A 16,755-nucleotide genomic window follows, 5' to 3' on the forward strand; every position below is an offset into this window, starting at 1 on the left:
AGCTTGATCAGGTTATTGGCAGTTAGCACCAGAAAAACCAAAGTCTTGGCAGAAAGTGGCGATTTTCATTGGTGGTTAAAACAAAAAAGCAGCGATTTCTCGCTGCTTTTTTCTATTAAGACAAGTTGTCGTTACACGTCTAAGTTCGCTACTTTCAGTGCGTTCTCTTCGATGAAGTTACGACGAGGTTCTACTTGGTCACCCATCAGTGTTGTGAACAATTGGTCTGCGCCTACCGCATCCTCAATCGTTACTTGCATCATGCGACGCGTTTCTGGGTCCATAGTCGTTTCCCACAGCTGATCTGGGTTCATCTCACCTAGACCTTTGTAACGCTGACGACTCAGACCACGCATTGACTCTTTAACCAACCAATCAAGCGCTTCTGCAAAGCTTGCTACTGGCATCGTACGCTCACCACGTTTGATGTACGCGCCTTCTTCCAGAAGCCCATCCAGTGCTTCTGATAGATCAGCCAATTTGCCGTACTCTTTCGAGTTTAGGAAATCGATGCTAATTGCATGTTCGTGCGTCACACCGTGAGTACGAACCACGATCTTAGGCAAGTTTAAGCCTAGTTCTTCGTGCTGTTCAACTTCGTAGCTGTATTGGCTAGCGCCCACTTCTTTCGCATTCAGCTGCTCAATAAGCTGCTTCGTCCACGCTTCAACAACTGATGCGTCATGGCATTGCTCAGGCGTTAGACGAGGAGTGTAAATCAGCTCGTTTACCAAAGCACTTGGGTAACGACGGCTCATACGTTCCGCCAGTTTAATACCCGCATTGTACTGTTGAACAAGCTTCTCTAGTGCTTCACCTGCCAATGCTGGTGCTTCTGCGTTTACGTGTAGCGATGCATTATCCAGAGCCAATGATACTTGGTATTGGTTCATCGCTTCTTCGTCTTTGATGTACTGCTCTTGTTTGCCTTTTTTCACTTTGTAAAGTGGTGGCTGAGCGATGTACACGTAACCACGCTCGATAAGCTCTGGCATTTGACGGTAGAAGAAGGTCAATAGTAGCGTACGAATGTGCGAACCATCGACATCGGCATCGGTCATGATGATGATGTTGTGGTAACGCAGCTTGTCCGGGTTGTACTCGTCACGACCGATACCACAACCAAGTGCAGTGATCAGAGTAGCCACTTCTTGCGAAGACAGCATCTTGTCGAAACGTGCTTTTTCTACGTTAAGAATCTTACCTTTTAGCGGTAGGATTGCTTGGTTCTTACGGTTACGGCCTTGTTTTGCGGAGCCGCCTGCCGAATCACCCTCCACTATGTATAGTTCAGAGAGTGCCGGATCTTTTTCCTGACAGTCTGCAAGTTTACCTGGAAGGCCAGCTAGGTCTAGTGCACCTTTACGGCGCGTCATTTCACGAGCTTTACGCGCTGCTTCACGTGCACGTGCTGCATCGATGATTTTCGAACAAACCATCTTCGCTTCTGTCGGGTTCTCAATCAGGAACTCAGACAGTTTTTCACCCATTGCAGACTCAACAGCTGATTTCACTTCAGAAGAAACCAGTTTGTCTTTTGTTTGGCTTGAGAACTTAGGATCAGGCACTTTCACCGAAACAACCGCAGTTAGACCTTCACGCGCATCGTCGCCTGAAGTCGCTGTTTTTGCTTTCTTAGAGAAACCTTCTTTATCCATAAAGCTGTTCAATGTACGTGTTAACGCAGCACGGAAACCAGCAAGGTGAGTACCACCATCACGCTGTGGGATATTGTTGGTAAAACAGAAGATGTTCTCTTGGAAACCATCGTTCCATTGCATCGCCACTTCAACTGAAATGCCGTCTTCACGCTCTGAGTTAAAGTGGAAGATTTTTTCGATGATTGGCGTTTTGTTGGTGTTTAGGTGATCAACGAACGCTTGAATACCACCTTCATACATGAAGTGATCATGTTTGTCCGCTTCACGCTCATCAACCAATTTGATCGATACACCAGAGTTCAGGAATGACAGTTCACGCAGGCGTTTCGCCAGAATGTCATAGTGGAACTCAGTGTTAGAGAAGGTCTCGGCACTTGGCCAGAAACGAATTTGCGTACCGGTTTTATCCGTATCACCCACAACAGCTAGTGGCGCTTGAGGCTCACCATGGCGGTAGGTTTGCGTATGGATATGGCCACCACGATGAATCGTCAGCTCAACTTTCTCAGATAGCGCGTTTACCACTGAAACGCCTACCCCATGAAGACCACCCGATACTTTGTATGAGTTATCGTCGAACTTACCACCCGCGTGAAGTACCGTCATGATTACTTCTGCTGCAGAGACATTTTCCTCTGAGTGGATTTCTGTTGGAATGCCACGACCATCATCGCTAACGGAAACCGAGTTATCCTCATGAATTGTCACAACGATGTCTTTACAGTGACCTGCCAACGCTTCATCAATTGAGTTATCCACCACCTCGAAAACCATGTGGTGAAGGCCGGTGCCGTCGTCCGTATCGCCGATGTACATTCCTGGACGCTTACGTACCGCATCCAGACCCTTCAGTACCTTAATACTCGATGAATCGTAATTTTCAGACATGAGTTTCTCTCTTCTAGTTTGACTCTATCCTGCCATGTTCCACATGAAACAATTTACCGTTATCGTCCAACATATCGGCGATTTGGCTTTCAGTGATAGAGCTTACAAATACTTGTGCGCCCGTCTCTTTTAAGCAGTCAGCAAGACGCTTGCGACGTTGGCTATCTAATTCCGACGCGAAGTCATCAATTAGGTAAATGCATTGTTTACCGGTCATCTCTGTCAGGTGTTGCCCTTGCGCGACACGCAATGCACACACCATGAGTTTTAATTGACCGCGTGACAGAACATCTTCAACGGGCGTTCCGTTCACTTTAATGCGCAAATCAGCTTTGTTTGGGCCACTAAAGGTGTATCCCAATGCCTGATCACGCTCAAAATTCTTTTCTAGTATCTCGTGGTATGGGGTGTCTTTATCCCAGCCACGATAATACTTCAATTGGATCTCAAATTCTGGCAAAAATGTCTGACAGATAGTTTCTGCGACGGTTTTCATCTGCTCGATGTAACTTGCTCGCCATTGGCTGATGTTTTCAGCCAACCCTGCCATTTCCTGATCCCAATAACTGAGTTCACGATAACTATTGGCGGTTTTCAACAACGCGTTGCGCTGCTTGTTAAGGCGCTTGAACCTTCCCCATGCTTGATAAAAAGCGGGCTCGGTATGAAACACGCCCCAATCAATAAACGCACGACGATGTTTAGGGCCATCTGTCAGTAAATCAAACCCTTCTGGGTGTATCAACTGCAGAGGCAGAACTTGTGCCAACTGCGCTAATTTTTGTCCAGATTGACCGCCTATTTTAACCTCTGTTGAGCCATCACGCTGCTTATTAATGCCGATAGGTAGCTCAAATTGATCCGAGTTCAAAAAACGACCATGAACAAACAGTTCGTCACACTCATTTTGTATCACTCGTCCGGTGAGAGAGCTCTTGAATGAGCGGCCATGCCCGAGCAGGTAAACCGCTTCTAAGACACTGGTTTTACCGCTGCCGTTCGGCCCGATAAGAAAGTTAAAGCCTGCTGATAACTCAATATCACAGGCTTTAATGTTTCGAAACTGCTGAATGATGAGACGAGAAAGAGGCATTCAGTTGGCTTATAGACGAATTGGCATCACCACGTACATGGCACTGTCATCGTCGGCATTTTCAATCAATGCGCTAGCGTTAGCATCCGACATCGACACACGTACATTTTCACAACGCAACGTGTTCAGAACATCAAGCACATAGCTTACGTTAAAGCCGATTTCAATGGCGTCACCTTCAAAGGTTACATCAAGCATCTCTTCCGCTTCTTCTTGTTCTGGGTTATTCGCGGTTATGCGCATTTCAGTATCAGCCAGATTCACACGCACGCCACGGAATTTTTCGTTGGAAAGAATCGCAGCACGAGAGAAGGCTTGGCGCAACTCGTCACAACTTGCTATTAGGGTCTTATTGGTGCTCTGAGGCAATACGCGGCGGTAGTCAGGGAAACGACCATCAACCAACTTAGAGGTAAAAGTAAAGTTATTCACCTCAGCACGAACATTGGAGCTACCGATCTGAAGTACTACAGGTTGCTCTGGCGCGTCCATCAACTTCACTAATTCTTGCACACCTTTGCGTGGCACGATGATTTGCTTCTGCGCAAAATCCGCACCCAGCTGAGTTTGCGATACCGCCATACGGTGGCCGTCCGTCGCCACGCTGCGTAGCGTGGTACCGTCAATTTCAAACAACATGCCGTTGAGGTAGTAACGAACGTCTTGATTCGCCATCGAGAACTGAGTTTTGTCGATCAGCGTACGTAGATCGGCTTGGCTCAGTGATACTTCCACTTCACTTTGCCAATCTTCAATATTAGGGAAATCGTTCGCAGGAAGCGTTGCCAATGAGAAACGGCTGCGACCAGAGCGAACTTGTACGCGATCACCTTCTAATACAAATGTGATGATCGCATCGTCCGGTAAACCACGGCAGATATCGAGAAACTTACGCGAAGGAACGGTAATGCTGCCCGCTTCAAAATCACCTTCTAGCGTCACTTTGCTTACTAACTCTACTTCAAGATCGGTTGCCGTCATCGACAATACGTTCTCTTCTACTTTAAGAAGTAGGTTACCCAGGATTGGCAGAGTTGGTCGGCCACCTAAAGCGCCCGAAACCTGCTGTAGCGGTTTGATTAAATGACTACGTTCAATGGTAAATTTCATGCTTGGCTCTTTACGCTGTCAGCTCAATAAATGATTTGCTTAGAATACCGTTATTCTAACCGATTACGAGGACAGGGTGCGAATCAAGTTAGAGTAATCTTCTTTAATATCGTGGCTCTCTTCACGCAGCTGCTCAATCTTGCGACACGCATGAAGTACGGTCGTATGGTCACGGCCCCCAAACGCATCGCCAATTTCAGGCAAACTGTGGTTGGTTAGCTCTTTTGCTAACGCCATAGCCAGCTGACGAGGACGCGCTACAGAACGAGAACGACGCTTAGACAGCAAGTCCGCCACTTTAATCTTGTAATATTCCGCCACGGTCTTTTGAATGTTATCGATTGTCACCAGCTTCTCTTGTAGAGCAAGCAGATCGCGCAGCGCTTCACGAACAAAATCAATCGTAATTGGGCGGCCAGTAAAGTTCGCGTTCGCGATAACGCGGTTCAGTGCACCTTCTAGCTCACGAACGTTCGAACGCAGACGCTTGGCAATGAAGAATGCCACTTCATCAGCAAGGTGGATTTGGTGATCTTCGGCTTTTTTCATCAAGATCGCCACACGCGTTTCAAGCTCAGGCGGCTCGATCGCAACAGTAAGACCCCAACCAAAGCGAGATTTAAGACGATCTTCAACGCCATTAATTTCTTTAGGATAACGGTCAGACGTTAAGATGATCTGCTGGTTACCTTCCAATAGTGCGTTGAAGGTATGGAAGAATTCTTCTTGCGAACGTTCTTTATTAGCAAAGAATTGAATGTCATCGATAAGGAGCGCATCCACGCTGCGGTAGTAGCGTTTGAATTCTTCAATCGCATTGTTTTGCAGCGCTTTCACCATGTCTTGCACAAAACGTTCTGAGTGCATGTAGACCACTTTCGCGTTCGGGTTGTTATCCACAATCGCGTTACCCACCGCATGCAATAAGTGGGTTTTACCCAAGCCCGTGCCGCCGTATAAGAATAGTGGGTTGTAAGCTGCACCTGGGTTATCCGATACCTGACGCGCCGCAGCCAAACCCAGTTGGTTCGACTTACCTTCAACAAAGTTGTCGAACTTGTGTTTTGGATTCATGTTTGAGCGGTGATTGATCGCCGCAATCGCTTGAGCGTCGTCATCCCAGGTTTTGTGTACTGGCTTACGTGCCTGTAATTGCGCAGGTGCAGATGACTCCGCTGCCACATCTGCAGGCGTACGTGTCGGCGCTGGTTTTGGAGCAGAGACAGGTCGACTCCCCACTTCAAAGCGTAAGTTAGGAATGTCGCCACCACAGTATTCCTGTAGTAAACGAGTAATATTGTTCAGATACTTATCACGCACCCAGTCCAACACAAAGCGGTTTGGCGCGAATAGAGTGAGAGTATTGTCATTGAGCTCCGCTTGTAGCGGACGAACCCACATGCTGAATTCTGTAGCTGGTAGCTCTTCTTGAAGCTGCTGCAAACATTGCAGCCAAAGCGAAGATGACACGGTGCCCCCACTGAGTAATTGAATTATCGGAAAAGACTGGCAATTTTACCTGTTGATAACCAAGATCGCCAGCGATTGATCGACGATCCAGTGAATAAGATCCAAGTTATTCACAATTATTTCTGCAAACTTGATGAGATCAACACACCTTGCCCCAAATTTGCCCACACAACGATCCACAATTGGGCAAAATTCACAAGATCGAGTGATTGGTGATAAGTCTGTGTATTATTTTATTCCCAATGCTGATTTTGTCGATCATTTCCCCTGGTTCAGTTCGCATTTTCGTCACATTTAACATTCTTCTTCTATTATCTAATAACTCACAGGTCTAGGTTATTGCTCTTGGTTATTTATTTAATTGAGCTAACTAACAGTAGTATTTCCAACCATAAAATTATGGAGATGTATTATGAAAAACTGGATTAAGGTTGCCGTTGCAGCCATTGCACTGTCGGCAGCAACCGTACAAGCCGCTACTGAAGTCAAAGTTGGTATGTCAGGTCGCTACTTCCCGTTTACTTTTGTAAAGCAAGATAAGCTACAAGGCTTTGAAGTCGACATGTGGGATGAAATCGGCAAACGCAACGATTACAAAATCGAATACGTAACAGCCAACTTCTCTGGTTTATTTGGTCTGCTAGAAACCGGTCGCATCGATACGATCTCCAACCAAATCACCATGACTGATGAGCGTAAAGCCAAATACCTATTCGCAGACCCTTACGTTGTAGATGGCGCACAAATTACCGTGCGTAAAGGCAACGACAGCATCAAAGGTGTTGACGATCTCGCGGGTAAAACCGTTGCTGTGAACCTAGGATCTAACTTCGAGCAACTGCTTCGTCAGTACGACAAAGATGGCAAGATCAACATCAAAACGTACGACACTGGTATCGAACATGATGTGGCACTCGGTCGTGCAGATGCATTTGTAATGGATCGTCTTTCTGCGTTAGAGCTGATTAAGAAAACTGGTCTTCCTTTGGAATTGGCGGGCGAACCGTTTGAAACCATTCAAAACGCATGGCCTTTCGTGGACAACGAGAAAGGTCGTAAGCTGCAAGAAGAAGTAAACAAAGCACTGGCTGAGATGCGCGCAGATGGTACAGTAGAGAAAATTTCCGTGAAGTGGTTTGGCGCTGACATCACGAAATAAGAACTCTTTGTACTTTAGGCCGCAAAGTGGTATCACTCTCGGACTAAAATAAACTTACGTAAAGGTGGAACTTGTTTTCCACCTTTTCTTTTCTCTAGCCTTTAGGTAAGCCGTATGGGATTTGACTTTAATTACATGTTGGAACTGCTGCCGATATTGCTGAAATATCTTGGCACTACCATGGAAATGGCGACATGGGGATTGGTGTTTTCACTGATTTTATCCGTCATTTTAGCCAATATTCGCGTATTTAAACTGCCAGTTCTGGATCAATTAAGCCAACTGTACATCAGCTTCTTCCGTGGCACCCCTCTCTTAGTTCAGCTTTTCCTGCTTTATTACGGCTTACCACAAATTTTCCCATTGATGGTGGGTATTGATGCCTTCTCAGCAGCGGTGATCGGTTTAACGCTGCACTTTGCCGCTTATATGGCGGAAAGTATTCGTGCCGCCATTATTGGTATTGATCGTAGCCAGATGGAAGCGAGCTTGTCGGTGGGTATGACAACATCTCAGGCGATGCGCCGAGTGATTTTACCTCAAGCAACGCGTGTCGCACTGCCTTCATTGATGAACTATTTCATCGATATGATCAAGTCAACGTCTCTCGCCTTCACGCTTGGTGTGGCCGAAATCATGGCGAAAGCACAGATGGAAGCCTCATCAAGTTTCCGTTTCTTTGAAGCTTTCCTTGCGGTTGCTCTTATTTACTGGGGCGTGGTGGTGATTCTGACTCGCGTACAAATCTGGGCAGAAGCAAAACTGAATAAGGCGTACGTACGATGATTAAGTTAGAAAATATTCACAAACGTTTTGGTGAGACTGAAGTGCTGAAAGGCATCGACCTCGATATTAAGCAAGGTGAGATCATCGTGATTATCGGCTCAAGTGGTACGGGTAAATCAACCTTGCTGCGTACGGTGAACTTTCTAGAACAAGCAGATGAAGGTCGTATCACGATAGATGACATCTCCGTTGATACTCAAAAACACACTAAAGCCGAAGTATTAGCGCTGCGTCGTCGAACTGGCTTTGTGTTCCAAAACTATGCCCTGTTTGCCCATATGAATGCGCGCCAGAACATTGCCGAAGGTCTAGTGACCGTTCGAGGTTGGAAAAAAGTCGATGCTCTCAAACGAGCGCAACAAATTCTGGATGACATAGGCCTTGGGGATAAAGGCGATAGTTATCCAGCGGCATTGTCTGGCGGCCAACAACAACGTGTGGGTATCGGCCGAGCGATGGCGCTGCAACCAGAACTGCTGTTATTTGACGAACCAACTTCTGCGTTGGATCCGGAATGGGTTGGAGAAGTTCTCTCATTAATGAAGAAGTTAGCTAATCAGCATCAAACCATGCTGGTGGTGACGCACGAGATGCAATTCGCGAAAGAAGTCGCAGATAGAGTGATCTTCATGGCGGAAGGCAATATCGTTGAGCAAGGTTCTCCACAGGATATCTTCGATAATCCACAAGATCCTCGTTTGAAAAAATTCCTTAACCAAGTAGGAATAGAGTAACGATCAAGCATCAGGATCGATTGATCCTTGAGATTTTACTCACACTACGTATAATCGCCCGGCCGGAATTTCGTACTCATTGAGTCATTGACACATTATGTGAGTGTGATTACAATTCCGCCTCTTTGTTGAGAGGCGTCGGTTGTCCTTCTCTATATAAAGAGCTTCTTTATATAAGAAAGCAAATACCCACGCCGGGTTTAACAAGAACCTAAAACTACTGATCAGTAAAGGTAATTATCATGAAACGCACTTTTCAACCTACAGTTCTAAAGCGCAAGCGTACCCACGGCTTCCGTGCTCGCATGGCAACTAAGAACGGTCGTAAAGTTATCAACGCACGTCGTGCAAAAGGCCGTGCGCGCCTATCAAAATAATCGCTAGTTTATTTTGAACACGTACGCGTTTAATCGGGAGTTACGTTTGTTAACTCCCGAGCATTATCAAAACGTCTTCCAGCAAGCTCATCGAGCTGGCTCGCCTCATTTCACCATCATTGCTCGCAATAACAAACTTTCTCATCCACGATTAGGTTTAGCGGTTCCAAAAAAGCAAATCAAAACGGCTGTCGGTCGTAACCGATTTAAGCGTTTGGCTCGTGAAAGCTTTCGTAACAATCAACATCAGCTTCCAAACAAAGATTTTGTTGTGATTGCGAAGAAAAGCGCGCAAGATTTAAGCAATGAGGAAATTTTTAAGTTGTTTGATAAGCTATGGCAACGCCTGTCTCGCCCTTCACGTGGATAGCCATTGGGCTCGTTTATCTGTATCGCTGGTTTATCAGCCCTTTGATTGGTCCTCGTTGCCGGTTCACACCAACTTGTTCCACTTACGCGCTAGAAGCTTTGAGAGCTCACGGTTTTGTAAAAGGATGTTGGTTATCAGGCAAACGTCTATTAAAATGCCACCCTTTGAATGAAGGGGGGTATGACCCCGTTCCACCAGTCCAAAAACAAGACAGAGATAACTAACGATGGATTCTCAACGTAATATCCTGCTCATCGGTTTGGCCCTGGTTTCTTTTTTGCTGTTTCAACAATGGCAAGTTGCAAAGAATCCAGCACCTCAAGCAGTTGAACAGGCTCAATCAAGCAGCACTCTACCTGCACCATCTTTTGCTGATGAACTTGACCCAGTTCCTGGCCAACAGCAAGCTTCTGCAAAAACTATCACAGTAACGACTGATGTTTTAACTCTGTCGATCGACACCGTTGGTGGCGATGTGGTACATGCCAACCTTAACGAATACTCTGCTGAGTTAGATTCATCAGATTCTTTTGTTCTGCTTAAAGACGCTCAAGGTCACCAATTTATCGCTCAGAGCGGTCTAGTGGGTCCTCAAGGTATCGACTTGAGCAGCACAAATCGCCCTCACTACAACGTAAGTGCAGACAGCTTCACTCTAGCTGACGGTCAAGATGAACTTCGTGTTCCGATGACATTCACTGCAAACGGCATCGAATACACCAAAACTTACATCTTTAAACGCGGCAGCTACGCGCTTAATGTTGAATACGATGTAGTGAACAACTCAGGCAATAACGCAACATTTGGTATGTACGCTCACCTACGTCAAAACCTAATGGACGATGGTGGTAGCATCACAATGCCTACTTACCGTGGTGGCGCATACTCAACAGAAGATACGCGTTACAAGAAGTACAGCTTTGATGATATGCAGGATCGCAACCTGTCTCTTAACCTAGCCGATGGCCAAGGTTGGGCAGCAATGATTCAGCACTACTTTGCCGCAGCTTGGATCCCACGTAACGAACCAGGTACTAACCTATACACTCGTGTAATTGGCAACCTAGGCGACATCGGCGTTCGTATGCCGAACAAAACTATCGCAACAGGCGATCAGGCTAAGTTTGAAGCAACACTTTGGGTTGGTCCAAAACTGCAAGATGAAATGGCAGAAGTGGCACCTAACCTAGACCTAGTAGTGGACTACGGCTGGTTATGGTTCATTGCGAAGCCTCTTCATATGTTGCTTTCATTCATCCAGAGCTTTGTTGGTAACTGGGGTGTGGCAATCATCTGTCTGACCTTCATCGTTCGTGGTGCAATGTACCCACTAACAAAAGCGCAATACACGTCTATGGCGAAAATGCGTATGCTACAGCCTAAGCTGCAAGCAATGCGTGAGCGTATCGGTGATGACCGTCAGCGCATGAGCCAAGAAATGATGGAACTGTACAAGAAAGAGAAAGTGAACCCACTCGGTGGCTGTTTACCTCTTATCCTACAGATGCCTATCTTCATCGCACTATACTGGGCGCTAATGGAATCGGTAGAGCTTCGTCACTCACCATTCTTTGGTTGGATTCACGACTTGTCAGCGCAGGACCCTTACTACATCCTGCCGCTATTGATGGGTGCGTCTATGTTCCTAATCCAGAAGATGAGCCCGACAACAGTAACGGATCCAATGCAGCAGAAGATCATGACCTTTATGCCGGTTATGTTTACCTTCTTCTTCTTGTTCTTCCCATCAGGCCTAGTTCTGTACTGGTTGGTGTCGAACATCGTAACGCTTATCCAGCAAACTCTGATCTACAAAGGGTTAGAGAAAAAAGGCTTACACAGCAAGTAACCTTTTAGGAAATGATTGAGAAAGGCGGCCAAAAGGTCGCCTTTTTGTTTTTGGCTGATTACAATTCAGCTAACTAAAGTTATGGCTCAATTTGAGCCCAGCTCAAAAGGCAAAATTATGACTACAGATACGATTGTCGCTCAAGCGACCGCGCCTGGTCGTGGCGGTGTCGGTATTATTCGAGTATCAGGCCCTAAAGCCAACCAAGTGGCGTTAGAAGTCACGGGTAAGACACTAAAGCCCCGCTATGCAGAGTACCTGCCATTTAAGTCAGAAGATGGCACTGTGCTTGATCAGGGCATCGCTCTGTACTTCCCTAACCCGCACTCATTTACAGGTGAAGACGTACTTGAACTGCAAGGCCATGGCGGCCCTGTCGTGATGGATATGCTGATAAAACGCATTCTAGGTATTGATGGTATTCGAGCAGCTCGCCCTGGTGAGTTCTCTGAACGCGCGTTCCTGAACGATAAACTCGACCTCGCTCAAGCAGAAGCAATTGCAGACCTCATTGATGCAAGTTCTGAAGAAGCAGCAAAATCGGCGTTGCAATCCTTACAGGGCGCCTTTTCAGGGCGCATTAATACCTTAGTTGAGTCGCTGATTCATTTGCGTATCTATGTTGAGGCAGCCATCGACTTCCCAGAAGAAGAAATCGACTTTCTGGCCGACGGCAAAGTGGCTGGTGACCTACAAGCCATCATCGACAACCTAGATGCGGTGCGTAAAGAAGCCAACCAAGGCGCGATCATGCGTGAAGGGATGAAAGTCGTGATTGCAGGTCGTCCAAATGCGGGCAAATCAAGCCTACTGAACGCGCTATCAGGCAAAGAGTCTGCAATCGTAACCGACATCGCAGGTACCACGCGTGACGTACTGCGTGAGCATATCCACATTGATGGTATGCCACTACACATCATTGATACAGCAGGTCTGCGTGATGCCTCCGACGAAGTCGAGAAAATCGGTATCGAGCGCGCGTGGGATGAAATCGCTCAAGCAGACCGCGTCTTGTTCATGGTGGATGGCACCACAACCGATGCCACCGATCCGAAAGATATTTGGCCAGACTTTGTGGATCGCCTACCCGACAATATCGGCATAACCGTGATCCGAAACAAAGCGGATCAAACGGGTGAAGAAATGGGGATCTGCCACGTCAATAACCCTACCCTCATCCGCTTGTCAGCGAAAACTGGTGCAGGGGTTGAAGCTCTGCGTGAACACCTAAAAGAATGCATGGGCTTCTCAGGCAATAGTGAGGGTGGCTTTATGGCTCGTCGCCGTCACCTCGATGCATTGGAACGCGCCGCACAGCACCTTCAAATAGGCCAGGAACAGCTTGAAGGCTATATGGCTGGTGAGATACTGGCAGAAGAGCTGCGCATCACCCAACAGCATCTCAACGAGATTACCGGCGAGTTCAGTTCTGACGACTTACTGGGCCGAATCTTCTCTTCATTCTGTATCGGGAAGTAAAGTGGGCAAATAACGGAAAGCAACAGCAAACAACGGTAGATAACACACTGATTTTATTAGATCGTCATTTGCCGTTTGTTTCCATCTATTGCCGTTAATTGCCAAATCTAGTCCCCAGTTGGCCCCCAATGACATGATAAATGCCGTATTGGGGACCAATTGGGGGCTAAAATGAGAATTTCCATTGAAAAACGAACACTTAGAACTGACGGCACACGCTCACTACGCTTAGTTTATGACTATGGCTACACCACAAATACGCAAGGTGGACGCCAAAATAAACGTAAGCGCAGTTACGAAACCTTAGACCTGTACGTTCACGACAAACCTAAAACACCCACCCAGCGCCAACACAACAAAGAACATATGCTTCTCGCCGAAACCATTAAGAGTAAACGGCTGGTTGAGTGGCAATCCCAAAAGCATGGTTTTGAGGATCGAACCAAGCGTTCAGCTAGCTTCATTGATTACTTTCAACGGCAAGTTGATATCAAAGAACAAACCACCTCAACCTCCAACCACTCGATCTGGCTGTCAGCTCGTAAACACCTGCTGTTCTACTGCGGGAAACATGATCTTAGCTTTGATGAGCTGGACAAAGACTGGTTAGATGGGTTTAAGTATTACCTAACCAATGAAGCAAAAACCAAAAGTGATACCGCGTTATCTCGCAACACACAAAGCTCCTACTTCAATAAAGTTCGCGCGGCGATCAACGAAGCTCATCGAGAAGGTATTATTCGTGATAACCCGCTTGCACAAGTGACCAGTATCAAAGCGAAAACAACTAAGCGTGTTTATTTAACACTGGATGAAGTCAACGCGTTAGCACACACAGAATGTCGTTATCCTGTCCTTAAGCGTGCGTTTTTGTTCTCATGTGCAACGGGTATGCGTTGGTGCGATATCCACAGACTTACCTGGTCAGAAATAGAGACATTCAATAATCACAAACGAATTATCTTCGACCAAGCCAAGCTCTCTCACGGCGATGCTAAGAGCCTCCAATACCTAGACCTACCAAAGTTCGCAGAGTCACTCTTAGGCCCAGTAAAAGCGGCACACGAGCGCGTATTCAAGGGGTTGAAATACTCTTCTTATATGAATGTAGAACTGCTTAGATGGAGCCTAGCTGCTGGAATCAGTAAACACGTTACATTCCACAGTGGTCGTCATACCTTTGCTGTGATCCAGCTTAGCCGAGGTGTGGATATTTACTCAGTGTCTCGATTGCTCGGTCATAGTGAGCTCAAGACAACCGAGATCTACGCTGACATCATTGAACAACGCCGAATGGAAGCTATGCTGACATTCCCTGATATTTTTGCTTCTGGAAAGGATTCAGCGGCCTGATGAGGCCGCTGCGATAACAGTGTTACTTAAGAGAAGTGGTGGCGACATAGTTTGCTGCCCTTTTTTCGATCTCATAATGAGATGAAACACGCTGCTCCTCAACCCAATCCATGATGGCTTGACGCTCAAATCGAAGGTGTTTGCCAATTTTGAAAAATGGTATTTCCCCAGAGCTGGTCAGCTTATAAAGCTGGTTGGTTGATAAACCCAACAAGGCTGCACATTCATCAACCGTTAGAATGTCCTTTCCAAGGAGCTCCACCTTTTGTTGCTGTAAACGCTGCTCTAACACAACCCGCTCGACATGATCGATTTTAGCCAAAATGGACTGGAGAAGGACCTGTTCATTGCTTGTCATAGCTTCCTCCATGTCACTGCGCTGGGAAATGTGGGAAAACTGGGAAACGGATTACGCATCAGCTGTCAGCTCCTCTAATTCTTCGATAATTTGAGAAGGTGTGAAGGCAAAAAACCTTTCCAATTTGCCGTTCACTTTGACTCGTAGCGTCCCCCTAGCTCCCTCATTTGATTCAAACCAACGTCTCTGAACCAAGGGAGTCAATTGGCTGATATATTGCTTACGAAGCTGGAGATCACGAATAAATACATTTTTATGAATAAGCCACTGCACCTCGTCCCCGTCTTGCCGATAATATCCCGTACTTGATACTCTGCCGCTGGATATCTCACTTAACTGCTTTTCCCATTTGGCGAGAGCCTGCTTCAATGCCAATAGCACTTCAAACTCTTCGTGATTTTGAGTGTGACCTCTCGCTGCAATCCACCGCTGAAAAATGCTGTGCACGGAGAATAAGGACTCTTCTTCGCTCCAAGGTACTAATTTGTGCCGCGAGGCCAGTGAGAGTGCAACGGCAACTAAGCAAAAGCGATGCAGCACCCTAAGAACTTGAGCTGACATACAGCTTTCTTTCCAGCGCTGCATCAACCTATCCGTTTCCGATCTCAACAGTAGTTCCAGATCTGGTTGCTTTACTATCAAGCACATCCAAGCTGGAAATAGCGAACCATGGTACTTTTTCGTTGCCTCTTCCAAATGTTTGGCAAATTCGTGTGAGTCATTGAATCGGTGAACACTAGAAAAACAGCCATATTTTTCCGTCAGCGGTATCTCGACAATTCTGACCAATTGACCTGCCGCGGGCTTTTTGCCTATTTCTTCCAGCAAATCAACCAAACCAACTTCACCAGTACTAAGAACTAAAGTTCGCCACTTTGCTTGTTTACCTAAAGCACCTGTGATTAACGATCTTAGCTTTCCATCGCCATTGACTATCTGGTAAGCCGCTGTGTCTAAATTTTCACCTCTTGCCATACCTATCTCATCGAGCGGCAGCATGACATCATTGTAATTGACTGATACAGATTCAATACCATTATTCGTGCTATACCAAGTCTTCTTGTAAGAGTGGGAGCCGTAAACTGACGATCCAACAAAAATAGCACCAGACTTACCTTGACTTGATGACCCCATCAAGTGAAACACCGAACTTTCCCCTCCCGATGGTGCTAGTAGCGGTGCGGCAAGTGCGACTCCAACAGAAAATATCAAGGTTGGATTTCCGCTCAAAAGAAAGCCTATCTCCTGTTGCCAGTGGTCTAGACTACCTTTTACTGCAAAATTACTATCAACAATTGCTCCAGCATAAAAATATGGCTCCTCGGATACGCCAAAACTGGTTTCAGTTGTCACAAATACATCGTCATGCCAGCCAGTATTAAATGCACTGATACCTGTTGGCGCTTGTTTTATCTCTTGCCGCAAGTAGCGTAGTACAAGGCCCCAGTTGTACTTCTCATCTTCTAGCCAAAAGCCACGATCAAATAGTTCCTCGCGTAATACGTTACTTGAGCTACCTAAGATTCGATTTGCAGGCACAACCAACCGGACAGGAACAAGATCCATATTCACAAACTCAATACAGGCACCGTAACCTGACTTTTTATCTTGCGCTCTAACTCTAGCTACGACAGAAAGTTCAGAACTAATAGCCACCCAACCTTCTTCTTTGTCACAGTACTCCAGTGCGTTATTTTTGTTTCGATACATACACACCTCACCGTCACAGACTCAAAAGCCACTTCTGCACATCTTCAAGGCGAAACCGCACAGCTCGAGAGCCAGGTGATAAATACACTGGAGAAGGAAAGGAACCATTTCTCACATAACGGCGAATGGTCGCTTGTGACAGTTGCGTCAACTGGCAGACTTCTTGATAACTTAGTAACTGATTTGATTGGTTATGAACGTTCATAGATACTCCTGTAGCTTATTAACTTGCAGGAGGTATTTTCTGGTATAGGCTAAGAAAAGGCGCGCGCTGCTCAGGCCCCAAATGGGCAGATTGAGCAGAGAATATGCTCGTAAAATACTTTATTTAGGGTTACAGAAGCAGATAATGGCGCAG

16 protein-coding genes are annotated in these 16,755 nt (G+C 46.3%); 9 read left to right on the plus strand and 7 right to left on the minus strand.

Translation table 11 applies throughout. The features are described from left to right. Positions 1-131: 131 nt before the first annotated feature. The 4 genes from gyrB to dnaA all read right to left on the minus strand — a co-directional run bounded on the left by gyrB (position 132) and on the right by dnaA (position 6,222). The gene (gyrB, locus tag NL645_RS19930) at positions 132-2,549 is read right to left on the minus strand and encodes a DNA topoisomerase (ATP-hydrolyzing) subunit B (protein ID WP_005394109.1); all 2,418 of its coding nucleotides are present in this window, start codon (positions 2,547-2,549) and stop codon (positions 132-134) included. Positions 2,550-2,562: 13 nt separating this feature from the next. Further along, positions 2,563-3,642 (minus strand): DNA replication/repair protein RecF, encoded by a 1,080-nt coding sequence (gene recF / locus NL645_RS19935; RefSeq protein ID WP_005394107.1) that lies wholly within the window; start codon positions 3,640-3,642, stop codon positions 2,563-2,565. A gap of 9 nt (positions 3,643-3,651) precedes the next feature. After that, complete coding sequence (gene dnaN / locus NL645_RS19940; RefSeq protein ID WP_005394106.1) at positions 3,652-4,752, minus strand: DNA polymerase III subunit beta; 1,101 nt, start codon at positions 4,750-4,752, stop codon at positions 3,652-3,654. Between the two features lie 63 nt (positions 4,753-4,815). Next, positions 4,816-6,222 carry a chromosomal replication initiator protein DnaA gene (gene dnaA, locus NL645_RS19945; protein WP_005378835.1) on the minus strand — a complete coding sequence of 469 codons (1,407 nt, stop codon included), beginning with the start codon at positions 6,220-6,222 and terminating at the stop codon, positions 4,816-4,818. A 412-nt stretch (positions 6,223-6,634) separates the two neighbouring features. On the opposite strand from dnaA, the gene NL645_RS19950 reads away from it, so the two are divergent. The 9 genes from NL645_RS19950 to NL645_RS19990 all read left to right on the plus strand — a co-directional run bounded on the left by NL645_RS19950 (position 6,635) and on the right by NL645_RS19990 (position 14,329). After that, positions 6,635-7,381: an amino acid ABC transporter substrate-binding protein gene (locus tag NL645_RS19950; RefSeq protein ID WP_005378831.1), complete on the plus strand. Its 747-nt coding sequence runs from the start codon at positions 6,635-6,637 to the stop codon at positions 7,379-7,381. A 114-nt stretch (positions 7,382-7,495) separates the two neighbouring features. Next, on the plus strand, positions 7,496-8,167 hold the full coding sequence (locus NL645_RS19955; protein ID WP_005378829.1) for an amino acid ABC transporter permease: 672 nt from the start codon (positions 7,496-7,498) through the stop codon (positions 8,165-8,167). Beyond that, positions 8,164-8,901 carry an amino acid ABC transporter ATP-binding protein gene (locus NL645_RS19960; protein WP_048625594.1) on the plus strand — a complete coding sequence of 246 codons (738 nt, stop codon included), beginning with the start codon at positions 8,164-8,166 and terminating at the stop codon, positions 8,899-8,901. Before NL645_RS19955 ends, NL645_RS19960 begins: the two co-directional genes overlap by 4 nt. A 242-nt stretch (positions 8,902-9,143) precedes the next feature. After that, positions 9,144-9,278, plus strand: coding sequence for a 50S ribosomal protein L34 (gene rpmH, locus NL645_RS19965; protein ID WP_005378825.1), 135 nt, complete (start codon positions 9,144-9,146; stop codon positions 9,276-9,278). 46 nt (positions 9,279-9,324) lie between these two features. Beyond that, positions 9,325-9,648 carry a ribonuclease P protein component gene (gene rnpA / locus NL645_RS19970; RefSeq protein WP_005394102.1) on the plus strand — a complete coding sequence of 108 codons (324 nt, stop codon included), beginning with the start codon at positions 9,325-9,327 and terminating at the stop codon, positions 9,646-9,648. Next, complete coding sequence (yidD, locus tag NL645_RS19975; protein ID WP_005378822.1) at positions 9,615-9,872, plus strand: membrane protein insertion efficiency factor YidD; 258 nt, start codon at positions 9,615-9,617, stop codon at positions 9,870-9,872. Before rnpA ends, yidD begins: the two co-directional genes overlap by 34 nt. A gap of 2 nt (positions 9,873-9,874) precedes the next feature. After that, complete coding sequence (gene yidC, locus NL645_RS19980; RefSeq protein ID WP_253652271.1) at positions 9,875-11,497, plus strand: membrane protein insertase YidC; 1,623 nt, start codon at positions 9,875-9,877, stop codon at positions 11,495-11,497. 117 nt (positions 11,498-11,614) lie between these two features. Next, the gene (gene mnmE / locus NL645_RS19985) at positions 11,615-12,976 is read left to right on the plus strand and encodes a tRNA uridine-5-carboxymethylaminomethyl(34) synthesis GTPase MnmE (protein WP_012841264.1); all 1,362 of its coding nucleotides are present in this window, start codon (positions 11,615-11,617) and stop codon (positions 12,974-12,976) included. A gap of 171 nt (positions 12,977-13,147) precedes the next feature. Beyond that, entirely contained in the window at positions 13,148-14,329 is a 1,182-nt protein-coding gene (locus NL645_RS19990) for a site-specific integrase (RefSeq protein ID WP_253652272.1), read from the plus strand. Positions 14,330-14,351: 22 nt separating this feature from the next. Here the strand turns inward: NL645_RS19990 and NL645_RS19995 are convergent, their stop codons facing one another. Genes NL645_RS19995 through NL645_RS20005 form a run of 3 tightly spaced genes read right to left on the minus strand, consistent with a single transcriptional unit; the run spans position 14,352 to position 16,602 of the window. After that, positions 14,352-14,687 carry a helix-turn-helix domain-containing protein gene (locus NL645_RS19995; protein WP_253652273.1) on the minus strand — a complete coding sequence of 112 codons (336 nt, stop codon included), beginning with the start codon at positions 14,685-14,687 and terminating at the stop codon, positions 14,352-14,354. Between the two features lie 51 nt (positions 14,688-14,738). Beyond that, positions 14,739-16,397 (minus strand): DUF927 domain-containing protein, encoded by a 1,659-nt coding sequence (locus tag NL645_RS20000; protein WP_253652274.1) that lies wholly within the window; start codon positions 16,395-16,397, stop codon positions 14,739-14,741. Positions 16,398-16,410: 13 nt separating this feature from the next. Beyond that, positions 16,411-16,602 carry an AlpA family transcriptional regulator gene (locus NL645_RS20005; RefSeq protein ID WP_253652275.1) on the minus strand — a complete coding sequence of 64 codons (192 nt, stop codon included), beginning with the start codon at positions 16,600-16,602 and terminating at the stop codon, positions 16,411-16,413. Positions 16,603-16,755: the final 153 nt, after the last annotated feature.

The organism is Vibrio sp. Y51_MX_L26, from assembly GCF_024181935.1.
GTDB lineage: Bacteria > Pseudomonadota > Gammaproteobacteria > Enterobacterales > Vibrionaceae > Vibrio > Vibrio diabolicus.

Bases quoted from the DNA above. Each gene is read 5' to 3' on its own strand.
- gyrB (WP_005394109.1), bottom strand. From the start codon at position 2,549: ATGTCTGAAAATTACGATTCATCGAGTATTAAGGTACTGAAGGGTCTG.
- recF (WP_005394107.1), bottom strand. From the start codon at position 3,642: ATGCCTCTTTCTCGTCTCATCATTCAGCAGTTTCGAAACATTAAAGCC.
- dnaN (WP_005394106.1), bottom strand. From the start codon at position 4,752: ATGAAATTTACCATTGAACGTAGTCATTTAATCAAACCGCTACAGCAG.
- NL645_RS19950 (WP_005378831.1), top strand. From the start codon at position 6,635: ATGAAAAACTGGATTAAGGTTGCCGTTGCAGCCATTGCACTGTCGGCA.
- NL645_RS19955 (WP_005378829.1), top strand. From the start codon at position 7,496: ATGGGATTTGACTTTAATTACATGTTGGAACTGCTGCCGATATTGCTG.
- NL645_RS19960 (WP_048625594.1), top strand. From the start codon at position 8,164: ATGATTAAGTTAGAAAATATTCACAAACGTTTTGGTGAGACTGAAGTG.
- rpmH (WP_005378825.1), top strand. From the start codon at position 9,144: ATGAAACGCACTTTTCAACCTACAGTTCTAAAGCGCAAGCGTACCCAC.
- yidD (WP_005378822.1), top strand. From the start codon at position 9,615: ATGGCAACGCCTGTCTCGCCCTTCACGTGGATAGCCATTGGGCTCGTT.
- yidC (WP_253652271.1), top strand. From the start codon at position 9,875: ATGGATTCTCAACGTAATATCCTGCTCATCGGTTTGGCCCTGGTTTCT.
- mnmE (WP_012841264.1), top strand. From the start codon at position 11,615: ATGACTACAGATACGATTGTCGCTCAAGCGACCGCGCCTGGTCGTGGC.
- NL645_RS19990 (WP_253652272.1), top strand. From the start codon at position 13,148: ATGAGAATTTCCATTGAAAAACGAACACTTAGAACTGACGGCACACGC.
- NL645_RS19995 (WP_253652273.1), bottom strand. From the start codon at position 14,687: ATGACAAGCAATGAACAGGTCCTTCTCCAGTCCATTTTGGCTAAAATC.
- NL645_RS20000 (WP_253652274.1), bottom strand. From the start codon at position 16,397: ATGTATCGAAACAAAAATAACGCACTGGAGTACTGTGACAAAGAAGAA.
- NL645_RS20005 (WP_253652275.1), bottom strand. From the start codon at position 16,602: ATGAACGTTCATAACCAATCAAATCAGTTACTAAGTTATCAAGAAGTC.